This window comes from Chryseobacterium sp. POL2 (assembly GCF_011058315.1).
GTDB lineage: Bacteria > Bacteroidota > Bacteroidia > Flavobacteriales > Weeksellaceae > Soonwooa.
Map to the genome: position 1 here is coordinate 2,838,308 of NZ_CP049298.1, position 19,228 is coordinate 2,857,535.

The window sequence follows — 19,228 nt, forward strand, 5'->3', positions numbered from 1 at the left end:
CTAATATTTGAAGTTAATTTTGCAACAATGAAAAGTCCTTTTTTACAATCAGATTTCCTGAAAAAGTTCAGCATTGTTTGTCTGGGTCTTGCTATTTTGGCGTCGTCTTGTAGTATGAAAATGGTGATTACCCAATCTCTGAATATCGAAAACTATTCGGGGCAAAGTAATAAATTAACAACGCATTGTTCTTTCTCAGCTTTAGAAAAAGAAGTCGTTAATGTTTTTTCTGAGCAGAAAAAATCACAAGACTTCTCAGACTTTTCTATTATAAAATACAATTTGTCGGCGTTTGGCCACTTTGATAAAACAACATCCAATTTTCCGTTATCGCGCTCCGTTCCGCTTTACATTCTTTATCAACAATTGCGGGCATCTTTGCTTTCATAACTCTTTATCCGCTTTTCTAGTAACTAAATTAGAAATTATTTAAAAATAAAGTTTTATGAATCCGAAAATTAAAAATATAATGAAAAAATCATTTAATATCGTCCTAATTGGACTTGCGCTGTCTATTGTTTTTGTGCCAGAAGTTAAAGCTTATGCACATCAAGGCCTTATGAAATTAGGTTTTTTTCAACCTAAAATAGAATTGCCATCAGAAATTAAGTCCGAAAATAAAAATTATAACAACGGAAAAGAATCCAATTTCCAAATGTCATTTGTTGATACAAAAGGAAATACACTAAGTTTAGAACAACTAAAAGGAAAAGTTGTTTTTCTTAATATTTGGGCAACTTGGTGTGGGCCGTGTATTGCTGAAATGCCTTCTATACAAAAGCTTTATGACAAGTTTAAAGACAAAGAAGATGTTGCTTTTGTAATTTTGGAAGCAGAATCTAATAAAAATAAAGCAGTGAAATTTATGACCAATAAAAAGTTGGATTTACCTTTATATTTTCCTTCAGAAAGTATTCCTTCAGAAAGTATTCCATCGGAGATTTTCCGAGGAAGTTTGCCAACTACGGTAATCTTTGATAAAAAAGGAAATATCGCACATGTCACGGAAGGAATGGCTGACTATTCTGGAGAAGATATTGTAGATTTCCTCAACGAAGTTCGAGCCATGAACTAAATGAAAATCCGAGCTTAATACTCGGTTTTTTTATTTTTTAACATCAAGTTACAAGTCCAATACAAGCCTGTGGCGGCAATGGTCAAGATAATCCCAGAGCCAATCCATAATGTATTAAAACCTAAATCGCTAGCAACATTGGTTCCTAAAATCGGTGTTATTATAAACGAAAACGAAAAAGCCATACCGTTCAGTCCCATGTAAGCGCCTTTGTTGCCACCTTGTGATCGCATTGCTGTAAGGGTCGACATAAAAGGTAATGCCAGAATTTCACCAACACTTAATATCGTCATTGATAATAATAGTGTTAAAATATGATGGTCAAAAGCCAAAAGTGTGTACGAAAGTCCACAAGCAAAAGCGCCTAGAAATAATGTCTGCGCAATAGTCCAATGTTTTTCAGCAAAGTTGACGATGAGCATTTCTAAAACAACAATGATAAAACCGCTGTATCCCAAAACATAGCCAATTGTCGTTTGGTCAAGATGTGCAACTTCTTTATAAAAAATCGGAATGGTATTGAAAAATTGGAAAAAACAAACCGAAAAAATCATACATAAAAGACAAAACAAAATAAACTGAAAGTCTTTATAAGGCGATTTTCCTTTGGCTATATTTAAATTTTTCTGTTTGTTCTGTTTTTGTTTTGCTTGGAAAATTTTGTTTCGTTTTCTGAAAAATACCACATACATCACACCAGCAACCAAAGCAGCAACAGCATTAACACCAAATAAAAAATTGTAGGATATTGCGGACAAAATTCCACCAAGCGCTGGCCCAATGGAGAAACCAAGGTTAATAGCCATTCTGTTCAACGAGAAGGCACGTGTTATATTTTGAGGTTTTGCATATTTGGTTATCGCTACAGAATTGGCTGGACGAAAGGATTCGCTGATAATGCTCTGTATTAAAATTATTGTCATCATCCCTTCCAGACTCGGAAAGTAAGGAATTAGTAAAAATAAAGGCACACTCAAAAACAAACTAATGCTTTGTACGCGGTATTCCCCAACTTTATCCGTTAGAAAACCGCCAATCCATGAGCCAATTACGGAGCCAATGCCATAAAACATCAGTACAAGTCCTGCTTCTTTTAGTCCAAAATGTAATTTGTCGGTCATGTAAACGCCCAAAAATGGTAAAACCATAGAGCCAGATCTGTTGATTAACATTACAATCGACAGCATCCAAGCTTCTTTGGATAAACCTTTAAAAGAATCTGCATATATTCTGAAAAGCCCCAAATTTTAAATTTTCAGCAAAGTTAAGCTTTCTGTCTTGGAACCAAATGGAAAGCGACCTCATTTTGAAGTCGCTTTTTAAAAATTTGTTAATCTTTAGTAAGCGGTTTCATGGACTTTCACAGCACGTCCGCTTGGGTCATTCATTTTTTTGAAAGCTTCATCCCATTCCAAAGCTATTGGTGTAGAGCAAGCGACCGATGGTACCGAAGGAACACAAGAAGCGGCGCTGTCACTTGGGAAATGTTCTTCAAAAATACTTCTGTAACGGTATTCTTCTTTACTCATTGGTGTGTTGATTGGGAAGCGGTATTTCGCCTGCGTCATCATTTCATCTGTAACTGTTTCCTCTGCGATTTGCTTTAAACTATCAATCCAAGAATAACCAACGCCATCGCTGAACTGTTCTTTCTGGCGCCAAGCAACGCTTTCTGGTAAAAGATCTTCGAAGGCTTTACGAAGAACCCATTTTTCCATTCGTTCTGGTGTAATCATTTTGTCTTTTGGATTAATACGCATTGCAACATCCATGAATTCTTTATCCAAAAACGGAACGCGCCCTTCGATGCCCCAAGCCATTAACGATTTGTTGGCGCGAAGACAATCATAAAGATGAAGTTTGCTAAGTTTTCGAACGTTTTCTTCATGGAAAGCTTGTGCAGATGGCGCTTTGTGAAAATAGAGATAGCCACCAAACAATTCGTCGGAGCCTTCACCAGAAAGAACCATTTTTATTCCCATAGATTTTATAGCCCGAGCCAAAAGATACATTGGTGTGGAGGCTCGGATGGTGGTGACGTCGTAAGTTTCTAAGTGATAAATAACATCGCGAATTGCATCAAGGCCTTCTTGGACTGTATATTTTACTTCGTGATGCACAGATCCAATATGATCCGCAACTTTCCGAGCTGCAACTAGATCGGGAGAAGTTTCTAAACCAACGGCAAAGCTGTGTAAACGCGGATACCATGCTTCTTGTGTATCGTCACTTTCTACACGTTGACGCGCAAACTTTGCAGTAACCGCTGCAATAATACTAGAATCCAAACCGCCAGATAACAATACGCCATAAGGAACATCACTCATTAGCTGACGATGTACAGCATCTTCCAAAGATTTTCTAATCGCAGAAATATCCGTCGGATTATCTTTGACATTATCAAAGTTTTCCCAATCGCGTTGATACCATTGTTGCGGTGTGTGACCTTCGGGACTATAGATGAGGTGTCCTGGAGGAAACTCCTCTATTCGGTTGCAAAAGCCTTCCAAAGCTTTCAGTTCGGAAGCAATATAATAATTACCTTGTTTGTCCCAAGCTTGATAGAGAGGGATAATTCCCATGTGGTCGCGACTAATGAGGTATTCGTTTTTGTCAATGTCGTAGATTGCAAAAGCAAAAATACCATTTAGTTTTTCAATGAAATCTTTTCCATATTGCTGAAAAAGAGCTAAAATAACTTCGCAGTCTGACTTGGTTTGAAAATCGTAATCGGGAAACTCCGCTTTTAGTTCTTGATGGTTGTAGATTTCACCATTTACGGCCAGTACAAATTTACCGTCTTTTGAAAATAAAGGTTGTTTACCCGAAGTAGGGTCAACTATGGCTAATCTTTCATGAGAGAAAATTATTTTTTCATTTTGAAAAATACCCGACCAGTCTGGACCACGATGTCTGATTTTTTTTGACATTTCTAAAATCTGTGGGCGTAGAAGCTCCGTTTTTTGTTTTGCATCAAACAAACATACAATTCCGCACATTTTGTTAATTTTTTTTATTTGATTAATAAATATGCTTCAAAATTATAATTACTATTTATTTTTTACAATAAAAAATTAAGTTTGATTAAAATATCGCACATAATATTTTTGTTTTGATTAAAAATTTTCTTTTTCTCAGTGGTTTTTAAGTCTGGTATTAGAATATTTTTTAAATGCGGTGTATTTGGTTTTTATTTGAAATTAAAAAAAAATCAAAAAAATTGGTGAATTTTAAAAATAAAGTTTATATTCGCTAACGGTTAGGATAAGGAGAATCTCAATTCAAATTTCTTAACATGGATCAATAGATTAAGAGTTGCAAAATTTTTAATTTAGGATCTCAATAATTTTTTTCATCATTTGTGTTTTTGCCTCCGCTTCGTGCGGAGGTTTTTGTTTCAAAAAAGCCGATGAATAGATCATTTTAAGGATAAGTTTTATTGATAATCTGCTGCAAGTCTTGCAGTTCTTTTGGGCTAAGTTTTTTCCAAATAAAACCAGATTTCAAATCTTGAGTCGCTGTTTGGGGAAAGATGCCTGCTTTTTTATAATCGTTAAGATAATCAGGAGAAATCGCGGGAAGTGGCGTGTCAAAACTGAAAGGATAGTTTTTAACTACATTGAATTTCAGATTTCCGATTTGATGGGTTTTGTATTGATTTAATTCAAAATAAGCGGGACGCAAAAGTTGAAATTTTTCCCAAGCCATGATAGTTGCTCCTAATTTGAAACTTGGAATTGATGTTTGTAAACTTTTCGGAAAAATTAGTCCCCAAAAAATAATGACAGACATTCCCGTAAAGGCAACTTTTGCAAAAGGATACCAGGTTTTTGAAAATACGATGATCCCAAGGACCAGAAAAACATCTAAAAATAATCGATATTGAGCGGAGAAAATTAGGATTAAGATACTTTTTAAAAAAATGCTGAGTGTTAAAATTGACAGTATTTTTCTCTTTTTTATAAAGGCTAAAATTAGCAGCGAAATTAAACTTAAGACAAAGGCTTTGTTGATAAATCCTTTGATGCCGTCAAGGTTTAACCAATTGACAATGTAGTCCCAAGTTGTGAAATTCTTAATAGATTCATAAGAGTATTGAAGGTCGTAACTCAATTCTAAACTTGTCTGTCGCGAGTCTTCCAACAAAAATGAATTGGGTTGCCACGGCAGACCCAAATCTGGAAAACCAATTGGAAAAAATGGATGTCCAAAAGCCCAAATATTTTTAATTGTATATAAGATTAAGAAACAGAAACCAGGTAATAATGTAGTAATTCGGTTTCTTTTGACAATCCAAAAATATAGAAACACAAATATTAACAACCAGAAAGATGTTGGTTTTATACTCATTGCAAAACTCGCTAATAGGAATAAAAAATTAGCGTTTCTTGAATAGCCAAACGTGTCTTTAATAATGATGAATGCAAAAATCAAAATCGGTAAATCGGGACTTGGTGATTGTGCAAATAAGAAAAAAAAGGGAGCGAATATTAGCCCATTCCAAAATCTGGTTTCAAAAATGTAAATGATAAAAACAATTATTAAAAATGTGTTAATCCTAAGAGAAGTATCGACAAATGTTGAAAAACCAGATTGAAAAATATGCCAGGTCGAATATTGTCCCAAAAGCATATCGAGATTAGAAATTCCTTTTACAATTCCAAATTCTTTTAGCCAGCTAATTGTTGGTATATAGTAGCCAAAATGATCTAAGATGAAAGGATAAAAACTGCCTGCTAATAAGGTCGTGGCGATGCAGAAATAGAAAAATCGCGATTGTCGCCTAAAAAAGTATATTAACTTTTTATAGATTTTAAAATAAATAAAACTTCCTAAACCCAACAGACAAAATATAATTTCGATAATGAAATTAATAGGAACGAAAAATGCTAAAAATGTCCAGATTCCTGTTGTTATGCTGATTCCTAATAAGATATTTGTGCTTATTCGCTCTTCATGAAAAGCTACAAAATGCTGGTATAATTTTCCTAAACCAGAAATAATAATAAGCAATAGCGAAATTGTTAATACAAGATATAGCATAAAAAAAGATTGCCTAAAAATAAACAATCTTTTCATAAAAATATATAACTAACTACTACTTCTTTTGTACTCTTCCTGATTTTCGATCTTCGGATCGTCCGATGGTGTAGCCTGTTGCGCCACCAACAACACCACCTACGACTGCGCCAAGACCAGGATTTTTCTTAGAGATAATTGCGCCAGCCGCCGCGCCACCAACTGTACCAATAATGGTACCTTTTGCAGCCGAGCTCATCCCTTTTTTCTGTGTGTTGGCTGCTGTTCCTGATGAAGAAGATGCGCCAGAGTTGGAGATCCCTGTACTTGCATATCCTGTATTGTTGTTTGCAGAAGATGAGGACGAACTTCTATGTTTTTTAGTTCTTGTTGCTTTGGGAGCTGTATTTTGTGCAGCTACTTTTTTGTCTTCAGCAGCTTTGGCAATGCTATCTTTCATCTTAGTTTTCTCGAACTCCATTTTTTCTTTCTCGATAGCTAATTTTTGTTTTTCAATGTCCAATTGTCTAACCTGATATTCTATCTTTTGTTGTTCTAAGGATTTCTCTACTTGCTTGTCTTCTTTTTTACATGAAACAATTAACATTAATGATGCAAATCCACTTAAAAATACCTTTTTCATAACAATCTTCTTTAGCATTATTTCTTTATGATGATTATAACGAAATAATTTTGTTTATCGTCTGCATAAAGACAATTATAATTCCAAAACGAATAAAAGGATTGTTAAAAATCTTAAATTTTATTAATTAAAAAGAAAAAGCTTCGAAGATATTCGAAGCTTTTTTGAGAGTTTTATTTTAGAATAATTCTTTTCTAATAATGTTTTGGGAACGTTCTGGCCCAACTGAAACCAAATAAACACTAATGCCTAAATAATTTTCGATGAACTCAATATATTTTTTTGCATTTGTAGGAAGTTCATCATAAGATCTTGCCTTAGTAATGTCTTCTTCCCAACCTTCTAGCTCTTGATAAATTGGTTCATAATTATAAAGTTTGGTCGTAGAAGATGTGAAATAATCAATAATTTTTCCGTCTTCAGTTTTATAATGCGTTGCAATTTTTAGCTTCCCGATATTAGATAAGACATCCAATTTTGTAATGACAAGATTGTTGATGCCGTTAATCATACAAGCGTGTTTTAAAGAAACTAAATCTAGCCAACCTGTTCTGCGAGGTCGTCCTGTAGTTGCTCCAAATTCACCACCTATTTGTCTAATGTTTTCACCCAATTCGTTTTCAAGCTCCGTTGGGAAGGGGCCATTTCCGACTCTAGTTGTATAGGCTTTCGCAACACCAATCAAATTTTGTAAAGCTGTTGGGGGAACACCTGCTCCAGTACAAACGCCACCTGTAGAAGGTGAAGATGAGGTTACATAAGGATAAGTCCCGAAGTCGATATCAAGCATTAAGGCTTGTGCGCCTTCGAACAAAATATTCTTATTGTCGCGGATAGCCTCGTTAATTTCTAGTTCTGTATCAACAATTCTATCCTTTAGACGTTCTCCTAAAGCTAAAAATTCATTATAAATTTCTTCAACATCTAATGTAGGTTTTTCGAAATATTTTTCAAAAATTGAATTCTTGATTTTTAAATTTTTCTCAATTTTTTCACGAAGAACACTTGGATTGAGAAGGTCAATCATGCGTATTCCGACTCTTGCAATTTTGTCCTCGTAGCAAGGTCCAATTCCTTTTTTTGTTGTGCCGATTTGTGTGGCACCATTTTCTTCTTCACGATAAGTGTCCAAAAGAATATGGTAGGGCATAATCACGTGTGCGCGACGGCTAATAAAGACATGATCTGTTTTTAGACCCTTAGACTCGATGGTTTCAATTTCTTTGATAAAAGCCTTTGGGTTCACCACAACACCATTAGCGATGATGCATTTTCCTTTGCATTGTAATACCCCAGAAGGCAAAAGATGAAGCACGAATTTTTCGTCGCCCACATACACTGTATGTCCAGCGTTATCGCCACCTTGGAAACGAACAACATACTCGGATTTTGCTGATAGAACGTCGGTAATTTTACCTTTTCCCTCGTCTCCGTATTGGAGTCCAACAACTACGTAAGTTGACATATATTTTTACTTTTTTATTAGATTTCTACAAATTTACTTTTAATTCAGTGCTTTACAAAATTATATTTAAGCTAATTTTTAATTTATTTTTTAATAGTTAGTCGCTTCATTTTTTTTCCCACGAGAAAATCTTACCTTTGAGTATCAACATAAATATTTTATAAAATGCCGGAGTTTCTTCATCCCGATAAAGACAATTATTCGCCTGAAGAGTTGATGAGTGAGGAACAAATTCGTCCCCAGTCGTTTCAAGATTTTGCGGGACAACGCAAGACTTTAGAGAATCTAGAAGTCTTTGTCGCAGCTGCCAAAAATAGAGCTGCTGCGCTGGATCATGTATTATTACACGGACCGCCCGGACTTGGGAAAACAACATTGGCTCATATTATCGCAAACGAATTGGGGGTGGGATGCAAAATAACATCTGGACCAGTTCTTGACAAACCAGGAAGTTTGGCAGGATTGCTCACCAATCTGGAGGAGAACGATGTTCTTTTCATTGACGAAATCCACCGTTTGTCACCCATTGTGGAAGAATATCTGTACTCTGCGATGGAAGATTTTAAAATCGATATTATGCTAGAAACAGGGCCTAATGCGAGAAGTGTACAGATAGGACTTAATCCCTTTACCTTGGTTGGAGCAACCACAAGATCGGGGATGTTGACCAAGCCTTTGTTGGCGCGATTTGGTATTCAGTCACGTTTAGAATATTATAATATCGAATTGCTGTCAAGCATTATTATACGAAGTGCGCGGGTCTTAGGAATTAAAATTTATGAAGATGCGGCTATCGAAATAGCACGACGTAGCCGAGGAACACCAAGAATTGCGAATGCCCTGTTGCGACGTGTTCGTGATTTTGCAGAAGTGAAAGGCAATGGCGAAATAGAAATTAAGATTACAAAATATGCTTTAAATTCTCTAAATGTAGATGAATTTGGACTTGATGAAATGGATAACAAAATGTTGTTGACAATGATTCAGAATTTTAAAGGAAAGCCAGTTGGCATAAGTGCTTTAGCGACATCTATTGGCGAAAATCCCGAAACTTTGGAAGAAGTCTATGAGCCCTATTTAATTCAGGAAGGATTTATTATTCGCACACCGCGCGGTCGGGAAGTAACGGACAAGGCTTATCAGCATCTTAATTTAACAAAGTTAAAAAGTCCAGGCGAATTATTTTAAATTTATATTAAAGACAAAATATATATGAAGTTATACCCTATACAATGTGGAAAGTTTAAGCTAGATGGCGGCGCAATGTTCGGTGTCGTCCCGAAGACGATTTGGAATAAAACCAATCCTGCTGACGACAATAATTTAATAGAATTAGGAACACGGTCCTTACTAATCGAAGATGGGAAAAAACTTATCCTTGTCGATTGCGGGTTAGGTAACAAACAAGATGATAAATTCTTTGGACATTACTCACTTTGGGGTGATGATAGTTTGGATAAAAACCTTTCTAAATATGGATTTGTAAAAGAAGATATTACAGATGTGTTTTTGACACACCTTCATTTTGACCATTGTGGTGGCGCTATCGAATGGAATGATGACAGAACAGGCTATCGTCCAGCTTTCAAAAATGCACAATTTTGGACCAACGATAATCATTGGGATTGGGCGGTTAATCCTAATCCGCGCGAAAAAGCCAGTTTTTTGAAAGAAAATATATTGCCAATTCAGGAGAGTGGTCAACTTAATTTTTTGTCATTGCCAACGACTGGAAATTATGGCTTTGCACCAGATTTGAAAATGGATGTCATTTTCGTAGATGGTCACACCGAAAAACAAATGCTACCAGTTATACAATATCAAGAAAAGACGATTGTTTTTGCCGCAGATCTTATTCCAACTGCAGGACATATCCCTTTGGTTTACGTCATGGGTTATGACACGCGACCTTTATTAACAGTTGCCGAAAAAGAAAAGTTCTTAAAACAATGCGTTGACAACGAGTATCTTTTATTTTTTGAACACGATGCGCATAACGAATTAGCCAGTCTTAAAATGACAGAAAAAGGAGTTCGACTGGATCAAACTTATTCTTTTAACGAAGTGTTTGGGTATTAAATTTTAGATGATGGAAGAGAAGAGGAAAGCTAAATTGATTGGCATTACAGGCGGAATTGGCTCTGGAAAATCCAGCGTTGCGAGAATGATCCAGGAGCGTGGCTATCCCGTTTTTTACTCGGATGATAGAGCGAAAAATATCGTGAATGAAGATTTGATTTTAATGCAAAATATTAAAAATCTTCTTGGAGAAAAAGCTTATCAAGATGGCGAGTATAATCGTAAATATGTAGCAGATTTGGTGTTTAATGATAGCAAACTTTTAGAACAACTCAATCATCTTATTCATCCTGCAGTGGCTTTGGATTTTGAAAATTGGACAAATGCTCAGGATTCTGAATTTATTTTTAAAGAAACAGCTTTGCTTTTTGAGTTAGGATTAAATAAAGACTGTTTTAAAAGTCTTTTGGTGACAGCTGATGATAATACAAGAATTAAACGTGTGATGGATCGTGATGGGAAAACTTATCGCGAAGTCGAAAAAGTTATTGAAAAACAAATGTCCGAACGCGAGAAAATAAAAAAAGCCGATTTTGTCATTTATAACAATTCAGATTTTGACGATTTGGCGATTGCAACAAACGAATTTTTGGAAAAATTAATATCAGTTTAGTTTTTAATGATCTAAATAGTAAAATAAAAGCCCCTCCAAAATGGAAGGGCTTTCTTATTGATTTTAACTAAATGATCTTAGTTTTTAATGAATTTAGTGTTTGATTTTTGACCATTAGATTCAACGCTGATGATGTAAACGCCTTTCTCTAATTTAGAAACCTGTACTTTTCCGTCTGTAGAACCGTTAGCGACCATTTGACCAGCCATATTATGGATTTGGTAAGTTGATTTAGCCGCGATATTATTGATTGTTATAACATCTGAAGCAGGATTAGGATATACTTGTAATCCATTTTTAGTGTTGCTAACATCAGATACAGCGAGTGTTCCAATATTCAATGTATAATCTTCCACTTGGCCATAGCTAGATGAGCCACAAGGTGTTGCATTTGGACCTATAGAAGAATCGTGTAGACGAACTCTCATTCTGGTAAGGCCAGATGATGCTGTTGTTGGGATTGTAATTTGACCTGTCCAAGGTGATTTTTTCTTAGCCGAAATAAAGACTTGTTCTCCTGCATCGTCAAAATCTCCATCTTTGTTAAAGTCGATCCAAACAATTACTTGGTCAGAGTCGTATGACGTTGTTGCTGTTGCAGTAAAGGTGTAAGCTTCGCCTTTCTCTACATTACCAATAGTTGAGGTAAAGTCTTCGTAACCATTTGATGATGTTGATGATTTGTCAATATCTGCAAAAGTAACTTTTCCAATTTTCTCATAACTTGCGTTAGCAGAAGTTGCAGCACAATATTCGATGCCTTTTGTTGAGAAATTCATGTTTGCAAAAGCGCCAACCGTACCAGAGCATACCGCTGCTACACTTACGTTGTATTCTGTGCTAAGTGTAAGGTTTGTGAAGTTGTAAGAATTACTTGTTAAACCATTAACTTCTGTATAAGTAGCATCTGATGCTTTTTTGTATTTTAAATTATATGTTGCGCCAGCGATAGGATCCCATGCTGCTGTCGCTGTTGTTTGGGTGATTGCTGTTGCATTTAATCCTGCAGGCGCAGTTCCGTCGCAAGTTACCATTGTAGAAACAGTAGCGGTCGATATTGCATAGAATACATTATCTATTGCTGAAACTCTAAGTTTAATACTTTGATTAACTGCTAAACTAGATAAACTAACCTCCGCAGTACCTGTGTTGGGTGTTGAAGCAAGAAGCGTTGTCCATGTTTCGCCATTGTCTGCAGTGTAATCAATTTTTACATTAGCTACATTATAAGGCGCTGTATTAGTGTTAACAACATCCCAAAGGACTGGGGTAGGCGCATTGTTATATACTTTTGTAGTGTTTACTTTGAAAGGTCCATCACCACCAACTACAATCTTTTGAGTACCATATTGAGTTTGTTGTTGTGTAATATCAGGATGGTTATCTCTAACGGTCACACGGAAATTCATTGTTCTGGCGACGTTTGATACCGATTCCCATTCGCTTTGGCTACCCAAATTTCCTGCAAGTACCATTGATTGTTTTGGGAAATAACGCGTTGGGCTAGATGTTCCTTGAAATGAACGGAATTTTGGACCAGTAGTATTATTTCCAGTAACATTGGTGACTGCCGAAGTAGCACTGTCGTATTGTTCCCAAGTGTAAGTTAGTGGATTGTTTTCTGCATCAGTTGCTGAAGCGGTAAGGACAAAAGCGGTTCCTTTAGGAATTGTTTTGTCCGCCATTGCTACAACTGCGGGAGGATTATTGGAAATAGGCGTGTTAACATCACAAGATTGCGTGTTAACATAATCTTGTACTTGTTGAATACTTACAGCATGGAAATAAGGATCAGAGTGTTGTTGTACGTTTGCACTTGTAATCCCAGCGTATCCCATAATCGTTGAGCCAGAACCAGGCTCCATGTGGGCAATACTACCAGCATGAATACCATGTGCGAAAGTATGCCATGCACCAAACTGATGTCCCATTTCGTGTGCTACATAATCGATGTCAAAATTATCTCCTGCTGGTGCTCCAGATCCAGGTGAGGTATAAGCAGATCCTTTTGAAGAGTTATCACTCGGTCCTCCTGCATCACGGCAAACATTACCGATATCTCCTGCGGAACCACCACCGCCAGATCTACCAAAAAGATGTCCAATGTCGTAGGCTGCATTACCAATAACACTGGTTAAAGTTTTTTGGATTTCGTTATTCCAAGCTCCTGACGCTCCAGATGAGGCAGGAGAATAGGGGTCTGTATTAGGATCAGTATATATTAATTGAGGGAAATCTTGCAAATTAAGATGGATTGCAAAATCTTTTTCAAAAACACCATTTACCCGGGTCATCGTCGCATTCATCGCTGTAAGCGCTTGTGAAACGCCACCGAAGTATTGCGTATATTCACCAGTTACAGATAATGCTAGTCTATACGTACGGTATTTTTTGTCGCTATTCTTTTGGAAATCGTCAGGACGATTACTGAAATCTGAATTTAAAGCTAATTTTGCTAGCTCTTCTTTGGATTGTATGGTTTCGCTAACATGACATTCAAAGGCTTTTTCTGTAGAGTTTTTCTCTGTTTTAGGGAAAACGGCATATACTGTTTTTGCCTTGTTTTGAGGCTCAATAAATTCGTATTTACCTTCTTTGAAAATCATAGATTGGAAATCATCAGGCGCTGTACTGAATCTTACAAACTTGCTAGGATCATCAACACCAACCCCCGTATAAGAGCCTAATTGGTATTTGTCGGCTAATGATTTTACGACTACAGGAAGACTGTAAACTGCAAATTTTTCAATTTTTCCATCCAGAGTGGGTAAGGATACAATAACTGGTTTCGCTCCCTTGCCCATTTCTTGAGCACTTTTAAGTTGAGAACGTAAAGCATCTAAATCTAAAGAATAATGTGTTGTAGCATTAATCTCTGGCCGAAGTTTTTCACCTTGCATAGAAGTTGGATTCCACTGTGCAAATGCTGTAGAGAATAATCCGCAGGCTAATACACTTGTAAAGATTTTCTTCATAAAATTTGATTTTAGTGTTGATCGTACGAATGTAGTAAATATTATTTAATGTAATAGTGATTTTATTAAATAAAAAAAGCGTTTAGAAACTCTAAACGCTTTTTTATTCAATGAGTATAAACTTACCTTTTTGTTGTTAACTTGCTATAAATAAATAACAAAAGAATTGCACCTACAATGGAAAATACCCAATTTGAAAAGCTCCAAAAACTATCTGGTTTTGAAAAACCAATAACTCCAGCGATAAATCCGCCTAATAAACTTCCCAAGATACCAATTATAATGGTGATAATCCATCCAGCAGGATCTGCTCCTGGTCTTAACATTTTAGCGATAGCTCCGGCAATTAGCCCAAAAATTATCCAACCTAGCCAACTCATAATTTAATTTTTTTTAGTGTTAATATTTTGTGATTGTGAATTTTGTAAAGAAAAGTCTATTTCTTTTTGAAAAATGAATCAACAAATTCCATACCATTGAATAATTGTAAGTCTTCCATCTTTTCTCCAACCCCAATATATTTTACAGGAATTTGGAATTGATCAGATATGCCAATAACAACACCGCCTTTCGCCGTGCCATCTAGCTTGGTGATTGCTAGAGCATTGACTTCTGTAGCGGCTGTAAATTGTTTAGCTTGTTCAAAAGCATTTTGACCTGTTGAGCCATCCAAAACTAATAAGATTTCATGAGGAGCGTCTGGAATGACCTTTTGCATAACACGTTTAATCTTAGAAAGTTCGTTCATTAAGTTGACTTTGTTGTGCAATCTTCCAGCGGTGTCGATAATCACAACGTCTGCATTTTGAGAAATCGCCGATTGTACCGTGTCAAAAGCTACAGAAGCGGGATCGGATCCCATGGATTGTTTTACGATAGGTACGCCAACGCGCTCGCTCCAAATGACCAACTGATCAACTGCTGCTGCGCGGAAAGTGTCTGCTGCGCCAAGAACAACTTTTAAACCTTGAGATTTGAACTGGTGTGCCAATTTTCCGATAGTGGTTGTTTTTCCAACACCATTAACACCAACAACCATGATGACATAAGGCTTTTTAGAACCGTCAATATTGTCTGTTGCTGCATGTGGATTGTCTAGTAATAATGCTGAAATCTCTTCACGAAGAATTTTGTCAAGTTCAGAAACATTGACGTATTTGTCACGGGCAACGCGATCTTCAATTCTTTTGATAACTTTTATGGTTGTCTCTGCACCAACGTCGGAAGCGATAAGGACTTCTTCTAGGTCATCGAGAACTTCGTCATCTACTGTATTTTTACCAACAACTGCACGAGAAATTTTATCGAAGAATCCTTCTCTTGATTTTTCCAGACCTTTGTCTAGGCTTTCTTTTTCTTCTTTTTTAAATATTTTTTTGAACCAACTCATTTTTGAAAATTGCAAGTTAGAAATGTATGATTTTTTATACTAACAATCGGTAAAAGCTTCTTGTTAATTTTAAAAATCTATTCATCAAAGATAATAAAAAAAACTACCCAAAAATTGAGTAGTTATTTTATACAATTACAAACAATTGATAATTATTTTTTCAAATAAGATTCTACATCGTCTGCATTCATTACTTTTTCTTCGAAAACGTAAGCTCCAGTTTTAGGAGATTTTACCATTTTCACAACTTTAGTCATCTTTTTTGATGAACCATCTTTAAGTGTTGCTACTACTTTCTTTGCCATTTTAAAATATCTTTAATGGATTAGATTACTTGATTTCTTTGTGTAGAGTGTACTTCTTAAGAACTGGGTTAAATTTTTTAAGCTCCAATCTTTCAGTAGTGTTCTTTTTGTTTTTGGTAGTGATGTATCTAGACATACCAGCCATACCTGTTTCTTTGTGCTCTGTGCACTCTAGAATTACTTGAACTCTGTTACCTTTTTTTGCCATTGCTTAAAATTATTTAATTAATCCGTTTCTTACAGCTCTTTCAATAGCCTCTTCGATTCCAATCTTGTTGATAACTCTTAATCCGTGAGCAGAAACTTTCAATGTTACATGTTTGTCTTGCTCAGGAAGATAAAATTTCTTCTCTAATAAGTTAATCTCAAAACGTCTTTTCGTTTTGTTGTTTGCGTGAGAAACGTGGTTTCCTACCATTGCACGCTTACCTGTTATTTGGCAAATTCTTGACATATCTCGATGTTCTTTTTACTATATGATATTTGAGGTTGCAAAATAACGAATTATTTTTTGCATTGACAAATCTTTTTAAAAATAATTGGAATATTCTAGATTAATTTTTTGTTGGATTTTGCCAAATGACTTTTGTTATTAGTTTTCAACAAAATATTTAACATTGTCTAGCGGTGTCCCCAACATGACAACCTCGCCTTTTATAAGGATGGGGCCTTCTATTAAATCGGGTGTGTTGTGTAGAATTTCAAATATATTATCATCCGAAAGTGTTTCGATTTTGCTGCCCAATTTTTCTTTCCATTTGTTAATTCGGTCAACGAAATAATCTGGTTTCAGATTAAGTTTTTTAATTAAAGTTTTTAACTCAGGAACCGAAAGCGGATTTGTAATTACGTCAACGAGTTGGAATTTGATATTGTGCTCATCTAGGTATTCTAAAATTGCACGCGATTTCGCACAATGGCTATTGTATATTACCTTTATCATGGCGAAGGTTTTTTTGGATTTGATTTTTTTTAAAAAGCAGTCAATCTTAATTTTTGGCAGTTAGCCATATCCTTCCATGAGCCGATATTTCTTCTAGAACAAACCGTTCAGTTCGCCATCTATTCTTTCCAGAATATAACCAAAATCCTCAGGTTTTTCTACGAAATCAAGTTTGTCAACTTCGATAACGAGGAGTTTTCCTTCTTTGTAATTAGAAATCCAACTGTCGTATTTTTGATTAAGTTTTGATAAGTAATCGATACTAATACTCGTTTCGTATTCGCGACCTCTTTTTGCAATTTGGCGCACGAGCGTAGGAATCTCGGCTTTGAGATAAATTAGCAAATCTGGTGCCGAAACAAAATCTTTCATCAAATTAAAAACCGAAAGATAATTGTTGTGATCGCGCTCCGAAAGGAGATTCATTTCTGCTAAATTTTCCGCAAAAATGTGGGCATCTTCATAGATCGTTCGGTCTTGGATAACACTTTTTCCGCTATCACGAATTTCTTTTACTTGACGGAATCTGCTTCCTAAAAAATAGATTTGCAAGGCAAAAGACCATTTTGACATATCACCGTAAAAGTCGTCCAGATAGGGATTGTGATCGACATCTTCGAATTGTGCTTCCCACTCATAATGTTTAGAAAGCATTCTTGTTAAAGTTGTTTTTCCGGCACCAATATTTCCAGTTACAGCAATATGCATGATTTTATTTTGTTCTAAATTGTTGATTGTTAGGGGTGAGCGTTTTTTGACTCAGGTTGGTAAAGATATAGCTTGTTTTGACTGCGAACCAAAAATCCAGACTGATTTTTATCCACAATTTGTGAGTCTTCGCCGAAGTTAAATTTTTTAAGGTTTTGCTTATTGGAAAATTCCAACATTTCAGTTTTGGAAAATATTAGAATTCTGTCGTTTTCCCGTTTAAGAAATCTTGGATTATGGAGGTTGGTTTTAAATAAAATGTCACCGCGAAAGTTGAGGACTTCAAAATTATTTTTTTTAAGAAGATAAACTTTGTTTTCGTAAACCAGAAAGTCGATAATGTCTTCCATGTTGATGTGATATGGGAAGCTGTTGATGGTTTTGCCTGTTCTATAGTTGTACTGGATTAGTTTTTTTGTGCTGTCGTCCAAGAGCCAAAGCGTCTGCAAATCTTCAACAAAAGCACTTTTTATAAATCCAAAATTCTGTGGTAGATTAATATTTTGGATGTCGTTAAGATTGGCGTCGCTAAGTTTTATTTCTTGGGTATTTTCGGAGAAAAAAACAATATTCAGCGGATTGTTAATCGCTTGCATTCGGAAAGGTCTTGGTAGCATCTTCTGCGCGATTTGCTTGCTAGACGAATTGTATTTTGTAAGGCTTAGATTGTCTTGTTGATAAAGATAGATATTGTCATAATCATCAAAATAAATAGTGTTGCTAGATTTGATTTTGGTGCTGTCGAGTTTAATTTCCTTTTGACCAAAGCACCAAATATTTAATACGCAAAAAAAGAAAATAAGAAATTTCATTCCGATGATTTAATTTCCAAAAATAAATAAAAAAGTCCAAGCAATTGCTCAGACTTTATAGTGTTATGGAAGATGAAGCTTATTTAATTTTAACTTCATAGATTTTTGACCAATTTTTTCCTGTCACGAGCATGTTATCTCCTTTGAAAGCGATGCCATTAAGAACGTCGTCTGTACCAGTCGTGTTTTCTTTAGCGATATTTGTAAAATCAAACTTGCCAACAACTTCTCCGTTTTTTGGATTGATTTTTAAAATAATAGGACGCATCCAAACATTGGCGTAGATGTAGCCATTGTGGTATTCTAGTTCATTAAGTTTATCGAAAGTTTCGGTGCTTCCAGCAATCGCGATTTCTCGAACGATTTTGGAAGTGTCTTTAGGGTTGATAAAATAAATGCTTTTCGTCCCGTCTGATAATATTAAATCTTGTCCGTCATAAGTTAATCCCCATCCTTCTCCGATTTCGTTGGGATATGGAAATTCTGAAATTAGTTTTAAGCTTGCTTTGTCATAAATAAAACCTTTTTTGTTTTTCCATGACAACTGGTAGATTTTGTCTCCAATAATGGTGCTTCCTTCAGAAAAAACATCGGCAGGTTGCGGTGTTGCAGCGATAGGTGTTGTAGTGCCAAGATTGTATTTGAGTATTTGAGAAGATCCATGTTGACCATCGCTTTCATAGATGGTATTGCCTTCTAGTTGGAAACCTTGTACGAAGTTTTTAGGATCGTGTGGATATTCTGCAACGATGTCGTAGGCAATATTGGTTTCGGTATTTTTGGCGTATACGTTAATGGTTGCGTCTTGTGTTAGAATATCGCCACTTTTCTTTTTTATAGTAAAAGTTACAGCGTTATCACCAAGTGTGAAATACTTCGGGTCAATATTTAGACTATTTGTTTCTTTGTCGCCAAAATTGATAGAAATGCTTTCTGCATTGTCAAGAACTTCTTGAGGGATGTTTAGTTTGTCCCCAAAATGATAGCCTTTGCTCTCCATAGAAATATTGTAATCATTAAGGCTATTTAGGATTTCCTTGTCCTTGTTACATGATACCAACGTCATTAAAGCTACTGCGGACAAGATAATGTATTTTTTCATATTCAATAGAATGTTTTAAAAACCAAAATTACAAAAATTATAAAACTAACTTGGATAAATTTTTTTTAATACTATATATGATGTAATTTTGTCAAATAA

20 protein-coding genes are annotated in these 19,228 nt (G+C 35.6%); 5 read left to right on the plus strand and 15 right to left on the minus strand.

All coding sequences use genetic code 11. The features are described from left to right. Positions 1 to 27: 27 nt before the first annotated feature. Positions 28 to 390 (plus strand): hypothetical protein, encoded by a 363-nt coding sequence (locus G6R40_RS13175; protein ID WP_165136461.1) that lies wholly within the window; start codon positions 28 to 30, stop codon positions 388 to 390. Positions 391 to 469: 79 nt separating this feature from the next. After that, on the plus strand, positions 470 to 1,075 hold the full coding sequence (locus G6R40_RS13180) for a TlpA family protein disulfide reductase (RefSeq protein WP_228455866.1): 606 nt from the start codon (positions 470 to 472) through the stop codon (positions 1,073 to 1,075). Positions 1,076 to 1,089: 14 nt separating this feature from the next. Here G6R40_RS13180 and G6R40_RS13185 read toward each other — a convergent pair whose 3' ends face one another. The 5 genes from G6R40_RS13185 to G6R40_RS13205 all read right to left on the minus strand — a co-directional run bounded on the left by G6R40_RS13185 (position 1,090) and on the right by G6R40_RS13205 (position 8,202). Continuing rightward, positions 1,090 to 2,262: an MFS transporter gene (locus G6R40_RS13185; RefSeq protein ID WP_165137733.1), complete on the minus strand. Its 1,173-nt coding sequence runs from the start codon at positions 2,260 to 2,262 to the stop codon at positions 1,090 to 1,092. 150 nt (positions 2,263 to 2,412) lie between these two features. Beyond that, on the minus strand, positions 2,413 to 4,074 hold the full coding sequence (asnB, locus tag G6R40_RS13190) for an asparagine synthase B (RefSeq protein ID WP_165136467.1): 1,662 nt from the start codon (positions 4,072 to 4,074) through the stop codon (positions 2,413 to 2,415). 424 nt (positions 4,075 to 4,498) lie between these two features. Beyond that, positions 4,499 to 6,118 carry an LIC_10190 family membrane protein gene (locus G6R40_RS13195; protein ID WP_165136470.1) on the minus strand — a complete coding sequence of 540 codons (1,620 nt, stop codon included), beginning with the start codon at positions 6,116 to 6,118 and terminating at the stop codon, positions 4,499 to 4,501. 55 nt (positions 6,119 to 6,173) lie between these two features. Then, positions 6,174 to 6,737 (minus strand): YMGG-like glycine zipper-containing protein, encoded by a 564-nt coding sequence (locus tag G6R40_RS13200; protein WP_165136473.1) that lies wholly within the window; start codon positions 6,735 to 6,737, stop codon positions 6,174 to 6,176. 178 nt (positions 6,738 to 6,915) lie between these two features. Beyond that, positions 6,916 to 8,202: an adenylosuccinate synthase gene (locus G6R40_RS13205; RefSeq protein ID WP_165136476.1), complete on the minus strand. Its 1,287-nt coding sequence runs from the start codon at positions 8,200 to 8,202 to the stop codon at positions 6,916 to 6,918. Positions 8,203 to 8,367: 165 nt separating this feature from the next. On the opposite strand from G6R40_RS13205, the gene ruvB reads away from it, so the two are divergent. Genes ruvB through coaE form a run of 3 tightly spaced genes read left to right on the plus strand, consistent with a single transcriptional unit; the run spans position 8,368 to position 10,894 of the window. Next, the gene (gene ruvB / locus G6R40_RS13210) at positions 8,368 to 9,390 is read left to right on the plus strand and encodes a Holliday junction branch migration DNA helicase RuvB (RefSeq protein ID WP_165136479.1); all 1,023 of its coding nucleotides are present in this window, start codon (positions 8,368 to 8,370) and stop codon (positions 9,388 to 9,390) included. A 24-nt stretch (positions 9,391 to 9,414) separates the two neighbouring features. After that, positions 9,415 to 10,281, plus strand: coding sequence for an MBL fold metallo-hydrolase (locus G6R40_RS13215; protein ID WP_165136482.1), 867 nt, complete (start codon positions 9,415 to 9,417; stop codon positions 10,279 to 10,281). A 7-nt stretch (positions 10,282 to 10,288) separates the two neighbouring features. Next, positions 10,289 to 10,894, plus strand: a complete 606-nt coding sequence (coaE, locus tag G6R40_RS13220; RefSeq protein WP_410497332.1) for a dephospho-CoA kinase — start codon at positions 10,289 to 10,291, stop codon at positions 10,892 to 10,894. Positions 10,895 to 10,971: 77 nt separating this feature from the next. Here the strand turns inward: coaE and G6R40_RS13225 are convergent, their stop codons facing one another. The 10 genes from G6R40_RS13225 to G6R40_RS13270 all read right to left on the minus strand — a co-directional run bounded on the left by G6R40_RS13225 (position 10,972) and on the right by G6R40_RS13270 (position 19,129). Beyond that, positions 10,972 to 13,869: a reprolysin-like metallopeptidase gene (locus tag G6R40_RS13225; protein WP_165136485.1), complete on the minus strand. Its 2,898-nt coding sequence runs from the start codon at positions 13,867 to 13,869 to the stop codon at positions 10,972 to 10,974. A 122-nt stretch (positions 13,870 to 13,991) separates the two neighbouring features. Next, a complete protein-coding gene (locus G6R40_RS13230) occupies positions 13,992 to 14,249 on the minus strand; it encodes a GlsB/YeaQ/YmgE family stress response membrane protein (RefSeq protein WP_165136489.1) in 258 nt (85 codons plus the stop codon). Between the two features lie 56 nt (positions 14,250 to 14,305). After that, positions 14,306 to 15,259, minus strand: coding sequence for a signal recognition particle-docking protein FtsY (ftsY, locus tag G6R40_RS13235; protein ID WP_165136492.1), 954 nt, complete (start codon positions 15,257 to 15,259; stop codon positions 14,306 to 14,308). A gap of 152 nt (positions 15,260 to 15,411) precedes the next feature. Then, on the minus strand, positions 15,412 to 15,564 hold the full coding sequence (locus G6R40_RS13240) for a DUF4295 domain-containing protein (protein ID WP_165136495.1): 153 nt from the start codon (positions 15,562 to 15,564) through the stop codon (positions 15,412 to 15,414). Between the two features lie 25 nt (positions 15,565 to 15,589). Then, on the minus strand, positions 15,590 to 15,772 hold the full coding sequence (rpmG, locus tag G6R40_RS13245; protein ID WP_079666092.1) for a 50S ribosomal protein L33: 183 nt from the start codon (positions 15,770 to 15,772) through the stop codon (positions 15,590 to 15,592). A 9-nt stretch (positions 15,773 to 15,781) separates the two neighbouring features. Further along, positions 15,782 to 16,018 (minus strand): 50S ribosomal protein L28, encoded by a 237-nt coding sequence (gene rpmB, locus G6R40_RS13250; RefSeq protein WP_165136498.1) that lies wholly within the window; start codon positions 16,016 to 16,018, stop codon positions 15,782 to 15,784. Positions 16,019 to 16,156: 138 nt separating this feature from the next. Further along, the gene (locus tag G6R40_RS13255) at positions 16,157 to 16,507 is read right to left on the minus strand and encodes an arsenate reductase family protein (protein WP_165136501.1); all 351 of its coding nucleotides are present in this window, start codon (positions 16,505 to 16,507) and stop codon (positions 16,157 to 16,159) included. Positions 16,508 to 16,600: 93 nt separating this feature from the next. After that, on the minus strand, positions 16,601 to 17,215 hold the full coding sequence (locus G6R40_RS13260) for a deoxynucleoside kinase (protein ID WP_165136504.1): 615 nt from the start codon (positions 17,213 to 17,215) through the stop codon (positions 16,601 to 16,603). A gap of 29 nt (positions 17,216 to 17,244) precedes the next feature. After that, positions 17,245 to 18,027, minus strand: coding sequence for a hypothetical protein (locus G6R40_RS13265; protein ID WP_165136507.1), 783 nt, complete (start codon positions 18,025 to 18,027; stop codon positions 17,245 to 17,247). A gap of 79 nt (positions 18,028 to 18,106) precedes the next feature. Then, positions 18,107 to 19,129 (minus strand): glutaminyl-peptide cyclotransferase, encoded by a 1,023-nt coding sequence (locus G6R40_RS13270; RefSeq protein ID WP_165136510.1) that lies wholly within the window; start codon positions 19,127 to 19,129, stop codon positions 18,107 to 18,109. Between the last annotated feature and the right edge of the window lie 99 nt (positions 19,130 to 19,228).

What these genes read in the sequence shown, in the direction of transcription:
- G6R40_RS13175 (WP_165136461.1), top strand. Translation starts at nt 28, where the DNA reads ATGAAAAGTCCTTTTTTACAATCAGATTTCCTGAAAAAGTTCAGCATT.
- G6R40_RS13180 (WP_228455866.1), top strand. Translation starts at nt 470, where the DNA reads ATGAAAAAATCATTTAATATCGTCCTAATTGGACTTGCGCTGTCTATT.
- G6R40_RS13185 (WP_165137733.1), bottom strand. Translation starts at nt 2,262, where the DNA reads ATGCTGTCGATTGTAATGTTAATCAACAGATCTGGCTCTATGGTTTTA.
- asnB (WP_165136467.1), bottom strand. Translation starts at nt 4,074, where the DNA reads ATGTGCGGAATTGTATGTTTGTTTGATGCAAAACAAAAAACGGAGCTT.
- G6R40_RS13195 (WP_165136470.1), bottom strand. Translation starts at nt 6,118, where the DNA reads ATGCTATATCTTGTATTAACAATTTCGCTATTGCTTATTATTATTTCT.
- G6R40_RS13200 (WP_165136473.1), bottom strand. Translation starts at nt 6,737, where the DNA reads ATGAAAAAGGTATTTTTAAGTGGATTTGCATCATTAATGTTAATTGTT.
- G6R40_RS13205 (WP_165136476.1), bottom strand. Translation starts at nt 8,202, where the DNA reads ATGTCAACTTACGTAGTTGTTGGACTCCAATACGGAGACGAGGGAAAA.
- ruvB (WP_165136479.1), top strand. Translation starts at nt 8,368, where the DNA reads ATGCCGGAGTTTCTTCATCCCGATAAAGACAATTATTCGCCTGAAGAG.
- G6R40_RS13215 (WP_165136482.1), top strand. Translation starts at nt 9,415, where the DNA reads ATGAAGTTATACCCTATACAATGTGGAAAGTTTAAGCTAGATGGCGGC.
- coaE (WP_410497332.1), top strand. Translation starts at nt 10,289, where the DNA reads ATGATGGAAGAGAAGAGGAAAGCTAAATTGATTGGCATTACAGGCGGA.
- G6R40_RS13225 (WP_165136485.1), bottom strand. Translation starts at nt 13,869, where the DNA reads ATGAAGAAAATCTTTACAAGTGTATTAGCCTGCGGATTATTCTCTACA.
- G6R40_RS13230 (WP_165136489.1), bottom strand. Translation starts at nt 14,249, where the DNA reads ATGAGTTGGCTAGGTTGGATAATTTTTGGGCTAATTGCCGGAGCTATC.
- ftsY (WP_165136492.1), bottom strand. Translation starts at nt 15,259, where the DNA reads ATGAGTTGGTTCAAAAAAATATTTAAAAAAGAAGAAAAAGAAAGCCTA.
- G6R40_RS13240 (WP_165136495.1), bottom strand. Translation starts at nt 15,564, where the DNA reads ATGGCAAAGAAAGTAGTAGCAACACTTAAAGATGGTTCATCAAAAAAG.
- rpmG (WP_079666092.1), bottom strand. Translation starts at nt 15,772, where the DNA reads ATGGCAAAAAAAGGTAACAGAGTTCAAGTAATTCTAGAGTGCACAGAG.
- rpmB (WP_165136498.1), bottom strand. Translation starts at nt 16,018, where the DNA reads ATGTCAAGAATTTGCCAAATAACAGGTAAGCGTGCAATGGTAGGAAAC.
- G6R40_RS13255 (WP_165136501.1), bottom strand. Translation starts at nt 16,507, where the DNA reads ATGATAAAGGTAATATACAATAGCCATTGTGCGAAATCGCGTGCAATT.
- G6R40_RS13260 (WP_165136504.1), bottom strand. Translation starts at nt 17,215, where the DNA reads ATGCATATTGCTGTAACTGGAAATATTGGTGCCGGAAAAACAACTTTA.
- G6R40_RS13265 (WP_165136507.1), bottom strand. Translation starts at nt 18,027, where the DNA reads ATGAAATTTCTTATTTTCTTTTTTTGCGTATTAAATATTTGGTGCTTT.
- G6R40_RS13270 (WP_165136510.1), bottom strand. Translation starts at nt 19,129, where the DNA reads ATGAAAAAATACATTATCTTGTCCGCAGTAGCTTTAATGACGTTGGTA.